The sequence below is a fragment of the Glutamicibacter soli genome, from assembly GCF_003309065.1.
Taxonomy (GTDB): domain Bacteria; phylum Actinomycetota; class Actinomycetes; order Actinomycetales; family Micrococcaceae; genus Glutamicibacter; species Glutamicibacter soli.
Map to the genome: position 1 here is coordinate 457,712 of NZ_POAF01000002.1, position 15,502 is coordinate 473,213.

Below are 15,502 nucleotides of genomic sequence, written 5' to 3' on the forward strand. Positions count from 1 at the left end.
AGCGGTCGCTGAGTGACCGTTGGCGCCGTTGCCTGTCTCTAGCCTAGCGCTTTGAACCTGATTCGGGCGACGATGTTTCGTCCGCCTTCACCCCGTAGCTGCGCTGCAGCTGGTCGCGGAGCACCGATTCCGCGTCCAAGCCCAGCTGTTCGGCGCGCGCCGTGAGCGCCATCAGCTCGGCGGCGAGGCTGCGTTCATCGACCACGCGGCCGCGCACCTCGGGACTGATCCGGTGTTCCCCGGCGGCCGGGGAATCCGCCCTGGTATGGCGGTCAAGCAGCTTCTGCGCCAGCGTTAACGAGGGAAGGCCGGCAGGCAGGCCGGCGTTGCGGCGCACCCGCGGGGCGCCGCCCCGCTCGGCCTGCTTGGCCGCGTCCCAGACCCGGATGATTTCATCGACGTCGCTGACGACGTCCTGGCGGACATTCCCCTGGGCATCGAAAACATGGCGATTGCGGCGCAGCAGCTTGGCGTCCAGGGTGGCTGCGACCTCCTCCAGCGTGAAGCTTTCCTGCTCCTCGGCGATGAGCGAATGCAGCAGGATCTGGAAGAACACGTCGCCCAGTTCTTCCTTGAGCGCCGGCGCGTCCCCCGCTCCGATGGCATCCAGGACCTCGTAGCTTTCCTCGATCAGGTAGGTGCGCAGCGATTCGTGGGTCAGCGCCGCAGTCCACGCGCATTTCTCGCGCAGGGTGCGCACGGTCTGGATCAGGTGGTCCATGGAAGTTCTCTCGCTGGGCATGCATTCATCCTATCCCCGCGGAATCGGCCTCTGACAGGGCCGGAACACCGCCGTCTGTAATGAGCATTACATCCGGGCTAGCATTGCGTTAAGCCTCACCCTCCAAGCCAAAGGACTGACCATGACCGTGCAGGAAACCGAACGCCCAGCCTTCCTTGCGAAGCTGCCCTCCTCGTTGTTCATCAACGGCCAGTGGGTACAGGGCACCTCCGCCTCCACGCTGACCTCTTCCAATCCCTTCGACGATGCGGTGCTTGCCGAAATCCGCCAGGCTTCCACCGCTGACGTGGACGCCGCCTACCAGGCCGCCGCCGAGGTTCAGTCCGCATGGGCTGCCCTGCCGCCGGCCGCCCGCACCGCCGTGCTGGAAAAGGCCGCCGACTACCTGCAGGCCAACTACAAGGACATCCTGGCCCTGCTCAGCGCCGAGTCGGGTTCCGCGCAGCTGAAGGCCAACATCGAGCTGGGCGGCACCATTGCCGCGATCCGCGAAGCGGCGACCTTCCCGTCCCGCGTGCACGGGAAGATCATGCCCTCGAACTTCCCCGGCAAGGAGAACCGCGTCTACCGCGAACCGCTGGGTGTGGTCGCGGTGATCAGCCCGTGGAACTTCCCGATGCTGCTCTCCGCCCGCTCGGTGGCCCCGGCCCTCGCGCTGGGCAACACGGTGGTGCTTAAGCCCGCCTCCGACACCCCGCTCTCCGGCGCCCTCGTCCTGGCCAAGGCCTTCGAGGAAGCTGGGGCGCCGGCCGGCGTGCTGAACGTGCTGGTCGGTTCCGGCTCGGAAATCGGCGACTACTTCGTCGCCCATCCGGCCCCCTCGCTGGTGTCCTTCACCGGCTCCACCGAGGTCGGGCAGAATGTCGGCAAGATCGCGGTGACCGGCGAGCACATGAAGCGCGTGGCCCTGGAGCTCGGCGGCAATGCGCCGTTCGTGGTGCTTCAGGACGCGGAGCTGGACGAAGCGGTGAAGGCGGCGGCGCTGGGCAAGTTCCTGCACCAGGGCCAGATCTGCATGGCGATCAACCGGATCATCGTGCAGGCGCCGGTCTACGACGAGTTCGTCCAGAAGTACGCGCAGCTGGTGTCCACCCTGGGCTTCGGCGATGCGGCGGAGCGCAAGAACCTGATCGGCCCGGTCATCAACGACGCGCAGCTGGCCTCCGTCACCGCCAAGATCGAGCAGGCCCGGGCCGAGGGAGCCCGCGAGGTGCTCTCCGGGGCGATCCAGGGCCGGGTCATCCCGCCGCACGTTTTCACCGACGTGACCCCTCAGATGGAGCTGTTCCGCGAGGAGATCTTCGGGCCCGTGGTGGGCATCGCCAAGGCGGACAGCGAAGAGCATGCGCTCGAATTGGCCAACGACACCCGCTACGGGCTGTCCAGCGCGGTGTTCACCCGCGACGTCGAAAAGGGCGTGCGCTTCGCCCGCGGCATCAAGGCAGGAATGACGCACATCAACGACATCCCGGTGAACGACGAGCCGCACGTGATGTTCGGCGGCGAGAAGAACTCGGGACTGGGCCGCTTCAACGGCGAGTGGGCCATCGAGGAGTTCACTACCGACCATTGGGTGGGCGTGCAGAGCACCCCCAAGAAGTACCCGTTCTAGAAATTGAACATCTAGAGATTGAACAAGGCAGCCTGCCCGGAATGATCCGGGCAGGCTGCCTTGGTGCTGTTTTGCTCAGGAACTGGCGAGGCTAGTTTTCCTCGTAGTCCTCGTCATCGAAGTCTTCGTCTTCGTCATCTTCGTCGTCGCCGTCCAGCAGGTGGTCGTAGAAGTCGTTGATGTACTCGACGAGCAGTTCGCGCATCTCCAGCGGCACGAAGGCCGCCTCAGCGGCGTTCAAGGTCAGGTCCAGCAGGTCTTCAAGGTCGTAGTCGAAGGCCTCGACCAGCAGCTCGAACTCGTCCGACAGGGTGGTGCCGGACATCAGGCGGTTATCCGGGGAGATCGTGACGTTGAACCCGGTCTGCACCAGCAGGTCGATCGGGTGCGATTCGATGCCCTCGCCGAATTCGGCGGTGGCCCCGGTCTGCAGGTTGGAGGAAGGGCAGATTTCCAGCGGGATGCCGCGTTCGCGCACCCAGTTGGCCACCGGGCCCAGCGAGACCAGGCCGGTGTCCTCGCCGACTTCCTCGCCGTCCTCGTCCACGCCGCCGAACTCGATCTCGATGTCCTCGGCCACGCGCACGCCGTGGCCCAGGCGCTGGGCGCGGCCCACCAGGATGGCGTCCTTGATGGAGTCCAGGCCCGCGGCTTCGCCCGCGTGCACGGTGGTCGGGAACAGATTCTCGGCCAGCAGGTCGAAGGCTTCCTTCATGCGCGAAGGCGGGAAGCCCTCCTCGGCGCCGGCGATGTCGAAGCCGACCACGCCGTGGCCGCGGTGGCGCAGCGCCAGCTTGGCGATCTCCACGCCGTTGTCGGCATGGCGCATGGCGATCAGCAGCTGGCCGACCTGCATCGGGTGGCCTTCGCTGTTCAGTTCTTCGCAGGCCTGGTCCAGTCCTTCCTGCACGGCGTCCACGACATCGTCCAAGCTCAGGCCCTGGCGCTGGTGCTGTTCCGGGGCGTAGCGGACTTCGGCGTAGATCACGCCGTCCTCGGCCAGGTCTTCGACGAACTCGCGGGCCACGCGGATCAGGGCCTCGCGGGTCTGCATTACTGCAAGGGTGTGCTCGAAAGTTTCCAGGTAGCGCGGCAGCGAGCCGGAATCGGCCGATTCACGGAACCAATTGCCCAAAGCCTCGGCATCGGTTGCGGGCAGCTCGTGCCCGGCCTCTGCGGCAAGCTCGATAATGGTCGACGGGCGCAGACCACCGTCGAGGTGGTCGTGCAGAGAAACTTTTGGCAGGTCCCGGAAGTCGAACTCGGGATCGTAGGCAGCATGAATCATTTCTTCAGTCACACCATTGAGCCTAGTCGCATTTCGGGCTGACTGATAGCCACCACGGCTGAAGTTCTGGACACATCTTGTCGACGGCTACCGGCCCCGGAGGTTAAATCTCCGGCTGCTCACCCGGAGGCACAGTTTGGATAGCTTTTCCCAGCGTCCCGCCGCGCTTCGCGGCCAGCTGGCGCAGCTTGCGGCGGTGGACCCGCTCCAGCACCCGGCTGACGATCTTGTCGATGACGTAGCCGAGCACCACGGCGATGACCACTGAGACGCCGATGCCCAGCAGCTTGTTCTCCGAGAGCCAGTTGCCGGCCAGCGCGCCGATGCCCACGGAGTAGGCGCCCCAGGTGATGCAGCCGATGACGTCGAAAAAGGTGAAGCGGTGGTAGGAGAAGCCGGTGGCCCCGGCCGTCATGTTCACCGCGACGCGTCCCAGCGGGATGTAGCGGGCGGTGAAGATCAGCAGCGCGCCGGAGGTTTCCAGCTTGCGGGTGGCGAAGTCGAGGATCTTCTTGGCCCGGCCCTTTTGCATCCACCCGTACTGCCGGTAGCCGATGCTCCGGCCGATGCGGAAGGTGATCTGGTCACCGATGATCGCCCCGGACACGCCGATCACGAAGATCAGCAGCAGGTTGGGGCTTCCGGTGCTGATGCCCACGGCGGCCAGCGACACCAGGAAGGTTTCGGAGGGGACGACGGGGAAGACCCCGTCGATGAGGCAGAAGGCAAAGAGCAGCGGCAGGATCCACCATGCGGTGGCCGCATGCATGATCGCTTCGTTGACCAATTCCATCGGTGGGTGTATCGCTTCCTCGCTGCACGCGGTGGCTCGCTGCCGCGCTCTTAGTTCATTCTCCACCAGAATCCCGCCGGCGCGCACCCTACCGAGGTCGTGATTTGCACCGGACACTTCTCCATCCCGGGGATGAGTTGAATCTTTTAACGCCCGGCGGATCCCATGAGTTCCCTCCGCCCGGTTCGTCTCCGGGTTAAATGCCGACAGCCGCCCCCGTGCGGGGGCGGCTGGCGGTTTGGCAGGCTACTTCGCGGCGATGCGGTCCAGGATCAAGCGCATGTCCGGGCGGTCGCTGTCCGCGCCGATCAGGATGGAGCGCTGCACCAGTTCGATGGCGCGCTCCATCTTCTCCGGGGTGTCGGTCAGCAGCGTGGCGATCGGCTCCCCGCGGCGCACCAGAGCTCCGGGCTTGACGTGCAGCCGCACGCCGGCGCCGGCCTGCACCGCGTCTTCCTTGCGGGCGCGCCCGGCGCCCAGGGTCCAGGCGGCCAAGCCGATGTCCATGGCATCCAGCTTCAGCAGCGCGCCCTCGGCCGGGGCCAGCACGGTGTGCGATTCGCGGGCCACCGGCAGCTTCGCGTCCGGGTCGCCGCCCTGCGCTAAGATCATGGCACGCCACTTGTCCATGGCGCGGCCGTCGTTCAGCGCCGCACGCACGTCCACGTCGCAGATGCCGGCGCCGGCGAGCATCTCGGTGGCCAGGGCCACGGTCAGCTCGATGACGTCTTCCGGACCGCCGCCGGCGAGCACCTCGACGGACTCCTGGACCTCGATCGCGTTGCCCGCGGTGAGCCCCAGCGGGGTGTCCATGTTGGTCAGCAGCGCCACGGTGTTCACTCCGGCGTCGGTGCCCAGGTTCACCATGGTCTCGGCCAGCTCACGGGCCATGGACTCGGTCTTCATGAACGCGCCGGAGCCCACCTTGACGTCCAGCACCAGGGTTCCGGTGCCCTCGGCGATCTTCTTGCTCATGATCGAGGAGGCGATCAGCGGAATCGCCTCCACCGTCCCGGTCACGTCGCGCAGCGCGTAGAGCTTCTTGTCCGCCGGGGCCAGCCCGGCGCCGGCGGCGCAGATGACCGCGCCGACGGTGGAGAGCTGGGCGAAGAGCTCCTCGTTGGACAGTTCCGCGCGCCAGCCCGGGATCGACTCGAGCTTGTCCAGGGTGCCGCCGGTGTGGCCCAGCCCGCGGCCGGAGAGCTGCGGGACGGCCACGCCGAAGCTGGCCACCAGCGGAGCCAGCGGCAGGGTGATCTTGTCCCCCACGCCTCCGGTCGAGTGCTTGTCGGTGGTCGCCAGGCCGCGTCCGGCCGGGTCGGCCAGGGTGGAGAAGTCCATGCGTTCGCCGGTGTTGATCATGGCGTTGGTCCAGCGGGAAATCTCCGCGCGGTGCATGCCCTGGAAGTAGATGGCCATGTTCAGCGCGGCCATCTGTTCCTCGGCGATGACGCCGCGGGTGTACGCGTCGATGGTCCAGTCGATCATCTCGTTGCTCAGCTCGCCGCCGTCACGCTTGGTGCGGATGACTTCGACGGCGCTGAATTGTTCGGCAGCCATGGGTGGGGCCTTTCGTTCTGTTCTCTGGTCAGTCGATGATGTTGTGCGGTCCGAAGGCGTCCGGCAGCAGCTGGTCCATGCCCACGATCCCGGAGGCGGTCTTGATCCTCAGGTCGGGCCCGCGATGCTCGAAGAGCAGCTGGCGGCAGCGGCCGCACGGGGTGATCAGCTCCAGCGGGCCGTCCTTGAGCTGACCGAAGCACACGAAGTAGTCCAGCGTGCCGCCGCCGGTGGCGAACAGCTCGCCGAGCATGGAGCATTCGGCGCACAGGGTCACCCCGAAAGCGGCGTTTTCGATGTTGCAGCCGGAAACCAGCCGCCCGTCGCTACTCAGCGCCGCGGCGCCGACCCGGAAATTCGAGTAGGGTGCATAGGCCTTGGACAACGCGGCCGCGGCCGCAGCTTCAAGCTGCGACCACGGCGCGGTGGTGTTATTCATGGGAACGGGTCATTCCTTCACATAGGGATCGCCCACGGCGGCGGGGCCGCGCGAGCGTCCCACCAGGCCGGCGACCGCGAAGATCGTCACCAGGTACGGCATCATGGCCATGAACTGGCTCGGCACCGGGGTGCCGATGATCGTGAGCATCACCTGCAGGTTGTCCGCGAAGCCGAAGAGCAGCGCCGCGGCGAACGCGCCAAGCGGGTTCCAGCGTCCGAAGATCACCGCGGCCAGCGCGATGAAGCCGCGGCCGCCGGAGATTTCCTTGGTGAAGGAGTCGATGGCGACCAGGGTGAAGAACGAGCCGCCGATGCCGGCGACGATGCCGCCCAGGGTCACGTTCCAGAAGCGGGTGCGGTTGACCTTGATGCCCAGGGTGTCGGCGGCCTTCGGGTGCTCGCCCACGGCGCGCACGCGCAGGCCCCAGCGGGTCTTGTACAGGCCGAACCAGACCAGGAACACGGCGATGTACATCAGGTAGCCGATGACCGACTGCTTGAACAGGATCGGGCCGATCACCGGGATGGCGGACAGGCCCGGGATCGCGATGGTCGGCAGGTGCACCGGCGAGTTGTACAGCTCCGGATCCTCCTGCATCACGGTGGTGAACAGGAAGCCGGTGATGCCCGAGACCAGCACGTTCAGCACCACGCCGACGATGATCTGGTTGACCAGGTACTTGATGGAGAACAGCGCCAGCACCAGGGAGACCACCGCGCCGGCGATGCCGGCGGCGACCAGACCCGCGAAGGCGTTCTGCGTTACCGAGGCCACGATGGCCGCGGTGAACGCGCCGCCCAGCAGCTGGCCCTCGATGGCGATGTTGACCACGCCGGAGCGTTCGGAGAGCACTCCGGAGAGCGATCCGAAGACCAGCGGCACCGCCAGCACCACGCCGCCGGCCAGCAGGCTGGCCAGGGAGATGGAGTTGATGTTGGCGCCGGAGACGACCCAGATCAGGAACGCGAGCACAAACAGCACCGCGCCCACCGCGACGGCCCAGACCGGGAGCACCCGGCCCTTGGCCCGCAGCATCCAGGAGTAGGCGGCCAGCGCCGCCAGCAGCACGCCGATGACGATGTTCGAGGCGCGGCCCGGGAAGACCAGGTCGGGCAGGGAGAACGCGTCGCCGGCGGAGGTGAGCGAGAAGCTCGCGGTCTGCGAGTTGCCCAGCAGGCCGAAGCTGACCAGCACGATGACTGCCAGTACGCTGAAGATGATCGGGGTCTTCTTGCTCGGAAGCACCGAGATCGCTGACATCGAGGGAAGCGTGGCGGTCACTTGGCACCTGCCTTAATCGATTCGGTAGCGCTGGTGCGCTTCTTCTTGCGGTTCAGTCCGAAGATCGCCTTGACCAGCGGAGGAGCCGCGATGAACAGCACGATCAGCGACTGGACAACCAGCACGATGTCGATCGGGGTGCCGGTGGTGATCTGCATGTTGACCGCGCCGGCGCGGAAGGCGCCGAAGAGCAGGCCGGCGAAGAAGGTGCCCCACGGGGTGGAGCGGCCCAGCAGCGCCACGGTGATCGCGTCGAAGCCCAGCGAGCCTGCCACGCCTGCGGTGAGCACCTTCTCGGTGCCCGCCACCTGCGCCACGCCGGCGGCGCCGGCCAGCGCGCCGGCGAAGGCCATGGCCAGGATGGTGGAGCGGGCGACGTTCACGCCGGCGGTCCGCGCGGCGTCCGGGTTGTGCCCGACGGCGCGGAACTCGAAGCCGATGGTGGAACGGTTCAGCAGCCAGGCCACCCCGATGGTCAGCAAGATGGCCATCAGGAAGCCCAGGTGCAGGCGGGAGCCGGGCAGCGAGGGGAAGATCGCGTTGGCGTCCAGGATCGGGGAGATCGGGTTGGTCTCGCCCGGGCGGCGGAACGCCTCGGTGTTCATCAGGAAGTCCAGCAGGTACAGCGCCACGTAGTTGAACATGATGGTCAGGATCACTTCGTGGGCGCCGGTGCGGGCCTTGAGCAGGCCGACCAGCCCGCCCCACAGCGCGCCGCCGAGCAGGCCGAAGACGATCACCAGCAGCAGGTGGACGACCACCGGCAGGTGCCAGGCGAAGCCGACGTAGGCTGCCATGGTGGCGCCGATGATCAGCTGGCCCTGGGCGCCGATGTTGAACATGCCGGCGCGGAAGGCCAGTGCCACGCCCAGGCCCGCGCAGATCAGCGGGGTGGAGACCGTCAGGGTTTCCAGCAGCGGGGCGAAGCCCTGCGAGGAGTTGTAGATGGAGCCGTTGAACAGCGCCACGTAGCTTTCGGTGCCCGCGCTCCACAGCGCGGAGAAGAAGTCCGAAGGTCGGGCGAACAGGTAGCCTGCGGCCTCGCCGACCTTCTCGTCGGTGATCGCGATCAGCAGGCCGCCGATGACCAGCGCGACGATGACGCCCAGCACGGAGACCAGTCCAGGTCCCTGGGTGATGGACTTGAACAGGTCGTTGCCCGGTTTCTTGGGGTCGGGAAGAACAGGTGCCTTGATCTCGCTCACTGTGCTTCTCCTTCCTGGGTGTCGGTGGGTTCGGTGGTCTCCAGCGGCACCGGCTGGGCTTCCACCGGTTCGTTGGCGGAAGTGGCGAAGTCTGCCTGGGCGAAGGCCTCCTCGGCGCTGACGCCTGCCATCATCAGGCCCAGCACCTCGCGGGAGGTGTTGCCCGGCACGATGCCGTTGACCCGGCCCTTGTAGAGCACGGCGATGCGGTCTGCCAGCTCCATGACCTCGTCCAGCTCGGTGGACACGATCATCACCGGGGTGCCCTTGTCGCGTTCGGCGACGATGCGCCGGTGCAGGAACTCGATGGAGCCCACGTCGACGCCGCGCGTGGGCTGGGAGGCGATGAACAGCTTCAGGTCTCGGGACAGCTCGCGGGCCATCACGACCTTCTGCTGGTTGCCGCCGGAGAGGCTGGAGGCCGGGTTCAGCTGGTTGTCGGTGCGCACGTCGAAGTCCGCGATCTGCTTGGTCGCGTTCTTCTTCACTTCGCCCAGGTTCATCGAGATGCCCTTGGCGAACGGCGGGCGGTCGTAGAGGTCCAGGACCAGGTTCTCCTCGATGGTGAACTGCGAGACCAGGCCGTGGACCGAGCGGTCCTCGGGGACGAAGCCCAACCCGGAGCGCAGCACCTGCTTGACCGACTTGCCGACCAGTTCGGTGCCGTCCAGCGAGATCGATCCGGCGGCCACCGGCTGGGTGCCCAGGATCGCCTCGGTCAACTCGGTCTGGCCGTTGCCCTGCACGCCGGCCACGGCGAGGATCTCGCCCTCGTGGATGTCGAAGCTGACCGCATCCAGGGTGGTGGCGCCCAGCTCGTTGACCACGCTCAGCTCGCGCACCTGGAAGCGAGCCGCTCCCGGGGTGGCTGGCTCCTTGTTCAGGTTCAGCTCCACCGCGCGGCCCACCATCAGGTTTGCCAGTTCGGTGGTGCTGGTTTCGGCGCCGACCGAGTCGATGACCTGGCCGCGGCGGATCACGGTGATCACGTCGGAGACCGCGCGCACCTCGCGCAGCTTGTGCGAGATGAACACGATCGAGGTGCCGTTGGCCTTGAGCTGGCGCATGATCTCCAGCAGCTCGTCGGTTTCCTGCGGGGTGAGCACCGCGGTGGGCTCGTCGAGGATCAGCACCTTGGCGTCGCGGACCAGCGCCTTGATGATCTCCACGCGCTGCTGCACGCCGACCGGAAGGTCCTCGACCAGCGCATCCGGATCCACGTCGAAGCCGTAGCGGTCGGAGATCTCGCGGATCTTCTTGCGGGTGACTTGCAGGTCAAGCACGCCTGCGGCCTTGGTCGCTTCGGCGCCCAGGGCGATGTTCTCGGCCACGGTGAAGACCGGGATCAGCATGAAGTGCTGGTGCACCATGCCGATGCCGGCGGCCATGGCATCGCCCGGGCCGTTGAATTCAACTGGTTTTCCATCCAGCAGGATCTGTCCTTCGGTGGGCTGGTACAGCCCGTAGAGGACGTTCATCAGTGTCGACTTTCCAGCGCCGTTCTCACCGAGCAGACAGTGGATTTCGGCATCATCGACGACCAGGTCGATGTCCTTGTTGGCGTAGAAAGAACCGAAGGCTTTCGAGATTCCCCGGAGTTCGAGTTTCACGATTCCACCATCTTCATTGTTCGGTGTGTTGCAGTGGGCAGTCTTAGAGCGCGTCTCCGTTCACCGCTGCTGCGGCGAGCGGTGACGCGCTCTGTGACGTTATTGGCTCAAGACCCTTACTTGGGGCTCGACGGGGATTCGACCTTCAGCTCGCCGGAGATGATCTGCGCCTTCAGCGCCTCGATCTCGGACTTGGTCTCGTCGGAGACCTTCGAGTCGAAGTCGTGGAACGGCGCCAGGGCTACGCCCTCGTTCTCCAGGGTGCCGATGTATGGGGTCGAGTCGAACTCGCCCTTGGAGTCGGCGGTGACCAGGTCCTCAACGGCCTTGTCCATGGTCTTGATGACCGAGGTCAGCATGACGTCCTTGTAGTCAGGAGCGGTCAGGTAGCCGTCGGAGTCAACCCATACCAGCTTGGCGTCCTTGCCGCCGGTGTTGGCTTCCTTGACTGCGGCGCCTGCGCCCTTGCCCACGGGACCGGCTACCGGCATGATCACGTCAGCGCCGCTGGCGATGAAGTTGCTGGTGACCTGCTTGCCCTTGTCCTGCTTCTCGAAGTCGCCGGTGAAGGTGCCGTCCTGCTTGTCCTTGTCCCAGCCCAGCAGCTTGACGTCCTTGCCCTTGTCCTCGTTGAACTTGGCAACGCCGTCGGCGAAGCCGTCCATGAAGATGGTGACGGTTGGGATCTTGATGCCGCCGAAGGTGGCGACGGTGCCGGTCTCGGAGGAAGCGGCGGCAGCGTAGCCTGCCAGGTAGGCGGCCTGGGCCGTGTCGTAGATCATCGGCTTGATGTTCTTGATCGGCTCGTCGTACTGGAAGTCGACGATGGCGAAGTGCTTGTCAGGATTTTCCTCTGCGGCCTTCTTGGTGGCGTCGCCGAGCAGGAAGCCGATTGTGACGGTCAGGTCGCAGTTGTTGTTCATCATGCCCTGCAGGTTGGTGGCGAAGTCGGCGTTGGACTTCGACTCTGCCTCCTGCATCTTGATGCCGAGGTCCTTCTCGGCATTCTTCAGGCCGCGGTAGGACGACTCGTTGAAGGACTGGTCATCGAATCCGCCGGAGTCCGAGACGATGCAACCGGTGTAGTCTGGGTTTTCGGCCTTCGGGGCCGTTTCTTCCGGGGCCGCGCCACAGGCGGTCAATGCCAAAGCAGAAATGCCGATCATGGCCGCGGCCATGCCGGTCTTGCGCGATACGAAGCGCATCTAATCCTCCAAAAAGTTATGCGAGATAACCGGGAGCCGTGAGGCCTTTCTTCCCACGCAGGGCGCCGTTGCCGATGCCCACCGCACGCGCCTCAGAGGAGCGAACGTTCCCATCGTCTCCATAGCCTATCGGAGATATGTCACTGGTAAAGACGGCAAACATTACAATTCGCTAAATTCCGGAGCGGCATACGGCAAGCGCTTAACGTCAATGCCCAAGTCAGTTCGCCAATTCACGGTGTGACTAGTGGAGTCGAAAAATTATTGGCAAATTCTCCGGTTATTTGGCCCGAATGCCGTTCGCCGCGTCGATTGCCTGCAGCGCGGCCGCGCACATGATCCGCACGCCTACCGCAATGCACCTCTCATCAGGCACGTAATCGCCGCGGTGCAGGTCGAAGATCTTGCCGCCCGGGGTGCGGGTGCCAAGGCGCAGCATCGCGCCGGGCACCTTCTGGGTCATCCAGGCGAAATCCTCGCCGCCCATGGACTGCGGGGTCAGCTCGATGGAATCGGTCCCGAACTCCTGGCGGGCCGCCGATTCGATCAGCGCGGTTTCGGCCGGGGCGTTGACCACCGGTGGGACGCCCCGGGTGTGCTGCAGCTTGATTTCCACCCCGTACGGCGCGGCGATCTGGCGCACCGCTGCATCCAGCAGCTCCCCGGCTTCGTACCAGACGTCGCCGTCCAGGCAGCGCATGGTGCCGGCCAGGTAGCCGGTGGCGGGAATGGCGTTGGGCGCGCTGCCGGCGTGGATCTGCCCCCAGACCACCGACACGGCCGAACGCACGTCGACCTTGCGGCCGAGCACGGCGGGAACCTGGGTGGCGATCTGGCTCATCGCGAAGACGATGTCCTCGGTCAGGTGCGGGCGGGAAGTATGCCCGCCGCGGCCGTTGACCTCGATGCGGATGGTGTCGCTGGCCGAGGTGATGGCGCCGATGCGGGTGCCGATCTTCCCGGCGTCGATGCGAGGCTCGCAGTGCAGGGCCAGGATCCGCGGGACCTCGTCGAGGATTCCCTGCTCGATGACCGAGACCGCTCCCCCGGGAAGCTTCTCCTCGGCGGGCTGGAAGATCACGCGGATCCGGCCCGCGAGCTGTCCTGCCTGCTGGATGCGGCCCAGCGCGAGCGCAGTTCCCAGCATCACGGTGGTGTGGATGTCGTGGCCGCAGGAGTGGGCGATGCCCTCGATGGTCGAGGCGTAGTCGAGCTCGGTTTCCTCCAGCACCGGCAGCGCATCGATGTCAGCGCGCAGGGCAAGGCGGATGGGGCCTTCACCGACGTCCACGTAGGCTCCGGTGCGTTCCATCTTCACCGGGTCCAGCCCGGCAGAGCGCAGGGCTTCAAGGATGCGTTCGGTGGTTTGGAATTCAGCGAAAGAAAGCTCAGGGTTGCGGTGCAGTTCGCGGCGGAACTCGATCAACTCGGGCGTTAAGGACTCGGTCCAGTCCTTGACCGACCCTAAATTTCCTAATTCACTCACTGAAGACACCTTTCGACAATACGCGTCTTGAGCCTGAGGAAGACAGTTTATCCGTAATGTGGCCGCCAACCGCGAAACACGGGACACGGCGCCGCGGCGGGACGCAACGCCGCGCCGGCCGCCGCGCCGGGTCCTAGGACTCCTCGCGTACGGTGTGCGCGAAGTCCGATTCCCAGCGGGTGGTCATCACCGCTTCGGCGTTGACCTGGCTGGGCTCGTCGGCCTGCAGCTGCCCGTCGAGATAACCCAGGTGCGCCTCGTACTGGTCCAGGATGTCCCCGATCACCTGCTCCTTGCTCAGCCCCATCAGGTCGTAGCCGTGGCTGCCCTCCTGGGAGAACACCTCGATGCGGTAGTAGACGTCGTTGCCCGGAGCCGAACGCGCATACCGGGGCACCGGCAGCTGCACCGGGTAGACCTGGTACTTGAACGGCCGTTCGACGCCTGTGGCCACCAGCAGGTCCAGGGAGGGAAGCTGGAGGTTCGGCACCGGCTCGAGGGTGACTTCCACGTCCGCCCCGCGGCGGCGGAATTCCTCGGCCACCTCGTCCAGCGCCGTCCGGGCAACCTCGTCCAGATAGCGCCGGGCCGCTTTCAGCCCCGGATAGGTCATCGAGCGGGCCAGGCGCTGCTTCCAGCTGCGCCGGTCGTTCACCGAACCCAGCCGGCTGGTCAGCGCTTCGTGCATGGTGTTCTTGTAGCTGCTGGCCAGCGCGGATTCTATGCGCAGCGACTTGAACAGGCCGAGCATGATCAACAGCAGCACAAACGAGAACGGCAGCCCCATGATCACCGTGGCTCCCTGCAAGGTCGGCACTCCGTCCACGAAGAGCATCCCCAGGGTCAGCAGGCCGGTGGCCAGCGACCAGAATAGCCGCACCGGCTTGGAGCCGTCGGCCTGCGGGTCCTTCAGGTGGGAGGTGAAGTTGGCCATGACCAGCGCGCCGGAGTCGGCGCTGGTCACGTAGAACAGCAAGCCGGTGAAGGTGGCGACAGCTGCGGTGAACGGTGCAGCCGGGAACTGTTCCAGCAGGCTGTAGAACGCGCGTTCCGGGGTGTTCATGGCGACCTCGCCGAATGCCTCGTTGCCCGAGCGCACCAGCTGCAGGGCGCTGTTGCCGAAGATGGAGATCCACAGCAGGATGAAGGCGAAGGGGACCACCAGCACGCCGGTGACGAACTGGCGGATGGTGCGGCCGCGGGAGATGCGGGCCAGGAACAGGCCGACGAACGGGGCCCAGGCGATCCACCAGGCCCAGAAGAACAGCGTCCACCCGTTCAGCCAGGATTCCGGGCGGTCGTAGGCGAAGGTGTCCAGCGCCATGGACGGGAACCGGGCGATGCTGTCCCCGACGTTGGTGATGATGCCGTCCATCAGGTAGGCGGTGCCGCCGGTGACCAGGATGAAGAGCATCAGCGCGACGCAGAGCAGGACGTTGAGCTCGGAGAGCCGGCGGATGCCCTTCTCCACGCCGGTGAGCACCGAAATGGTGGCCATGACCACGGCGGTGACGATCAGGATGATCTGCCAGCTGCGGTTCTCCGGGATCCCGAACATGAAGTGCAGCCCGTAGTTCAGCTGGGCCACGCCGATGCCCAGAGAGGTGGCGATGCCGAAGATGGTGCCCAGCATCGCTGCGATGTCCACGGTGTGCCCCATCCAGCCCGAGGTGCGTTTGCCCAGGATGGGATACAGCGCCGAGCGGATGGACAGCGGCAGGTTGCGGCGGTAGGAAAAGTAGCCCAGGGCCATGCCGATCAGCGCGTACAGCCCCCAGCCGAGCAGGCCGTAGTGGAAGAGCGTCCAGACCATGGCCTGGCGCGCGGCCTCCACGGTGGATCCCTCCCCGGTCGGCGGGGCCAGGTACTGGGTGATCGGCTCGGAAACGGAGAAGAACATCAAATCGATGCCGATGCCGGCGGCGAAGAGCATGGCCGCCCAGGTGAACATGTTGAAGGCGGGCCGGGCGTGGTCGGGGCCCAGCCGGGTCTTGCCGACCTTCGAGACGGCTGCCGCGATCACGAACAGCAGCGCCGCGACGATGATCAGCGTGTAATACCAGCCGAAGTTCCTGCCGATCCAGTCGACGGCGGTGGAAATGGCCAGGTCCGCCGAATCGCGGTCGAAGATGGCCCAAAGAGCAATGCCCAGCACCAGAGATGCTGAGCCGAAAAATACCACTTTGTTGATCCGGGTGCGTGGCGTTCCGGGGTTTTGCGCCGTATCGGCATCGGATGAATCGGACTCGCTATTGGCCGTAGTCATGACTTCAAACAT

12 protein-coding genes are annotated in these 15,502 nt (G+C 65.8%); 1 reads left to right on the forward strand and 11 read right to left on the reverse strand.

Annotation, left to right across the window (positions count from 1 at the left end; genetic code table 11):
- Positions 1-43: 43 nt before the first annotated feature.
- Entirely contained in the window at positions 44-742 is a 699-nt protein-coding gene (locus C1H84_RS05680) for a MazG nucleotide pyrophosphohydrolase domain-containing protein (RefSeq protein WP_047118424.1), read from the reverse strand.
- Between the two features lie 121 nt (positions 743-863).
- On the opposite strand from C1H84_RS05680, the gene C1H84_RS05685 reads away from it, so the two are divergent.
- Entirely contained in the window at positions 864-2,354 is a 1,491-nt protein-coding gene (locus tag C1H84_RS05685; RefSeq protein WP_113606799.1) for an aldehyde dehydrogenase family protein, read from the forward strand.
- 91 nt (positions 2,355-2,445) lie between these two features.
- On the opposite strand, the gene C1H84_RS05690 is transcribed toward C1H84_RS05685, so the two are convergent.
- From C1H84_RS05690 to betT, 10 genes are all read right to left on the reverse strand, one after another.
- Positions 2,446-3,654, reverse strand: coding sequence for an adenosine deaminase (locus C1H84_RS05690; RefSeq protein ID WP_113606800.1), 1,209 nt, complete (start codon positions 3,652-3,654; stop codon positions 2,446-2,448).
- A 91-nt stretch (positions 3,655-3,745) separates the two neighbouring features.
- Positions 3,746-4,435: a DedA family protein gene (locus C1H84_RS05695; RefSeq protein ID WP_047118421.1), complete on the reverse strand. Its 690-nt coding sequence runs from the start codon at positions 4,433-4,435 to the stop codon at positions 3,746-3,748.
- 246 nt (positions 4,436-4,681) lie between these two features.
- On the reverse strand, positions 4,682-5,995 hold the full coding sequence (locus C1H84_RS05700; protein ID WP_113606801.1) for a thymidine phosphorylase: 1,314 nt from the start codon (positions 5,993-5,995) through the stop codon (positions 4,682-4,684).
- A gap of 28 nt (positions 5,996-6,023) precedes the next feature.
- Positions 6,024-6,434, reverse strand: a complete 411-nt coding sequence (locus C1H84_RS05705) for a cytidine deaminase (RefSeq protein WP_047118419.1) — start codon at positions 6,432-6,434, stop codon at positions 6,024-6,026.
- Between the two features lie 9 nt (positions 6,435-6,443).
- The gene (locus C1H84_RS05710; protein WP_082344940.1) at positions 6,444-7,697 is read right to left on the reverse strand and encodes an ABC transporter permease; all 1,254 of its coding nucleotides are present in this window, start codon (positions 7,695-7,697) and stop codon (positions 6,444-6,446) included.
- A 17-nt stretch (positions 7,698-7,714) separates the two neighbouring features.
- Positions 7,715-8,923, reverse strand: coding sequence for an ABC transporter permease (locus C1H84_RS05715; protein WP_047118417.1), 1,209 nt, complete (start codon positions 8,921-8,923; stop codon positions 7,715-7,717).
- Positions 8,920-10,533 carry an ABC transporter ATP-binding protein gene (locus C1H84_RS05720; RefSeq protein WP_047118416.1) on the reverse strand — a complete coding sequence of 538 codons (1,614 nt, stop codon included), beginning with the start codon at positions 10,531-10,533 and terminating at the stop codon, positions 8,920-8,922. Before C1H84_RS05720 ends, C1H84_RS05715 begins: the two co-directional genes overlap by 4 nt.
- 116 nt (positions 10,534-10,649) lie before the next feature.
- A complete protein-coding gene (locus C1H84_RS05725) occupies positions 10,650-11,738 on the reverse strand; it encodes a BMP family lipoprotein (RefSeq protein ID WP_047118415.1) in 1,089 nt (362 codons plus the stop codon).
- A gap of 280 nt (positions 11,739-12,018) precedes the next feature.
- Positions 12,019-13,224 (reverse strand): amidohydrolase, encoded by a 1,206-nt coding sequence (locus C1H84_RS05730; RefSeq protein ID WP_113606802.1) that lies wholly within the window; start codon positions 13,222-13,224, stop codon positions 12,019-12,021.
- 133 nt (positions 13,225-13,357) lie between these two features.
- A complete protein-coding gene (gene betT / locus C1H84_RS05735; protein ID WP_113606803.1) occupies positions 13,358-15,490 on the reverse strand; it encodes a choline BCCT transporter BetT in 2,133 nt (710 codons plus the stop codon).
- Positions 15,491-15,502: the final 12 nt, after the last annotated feature.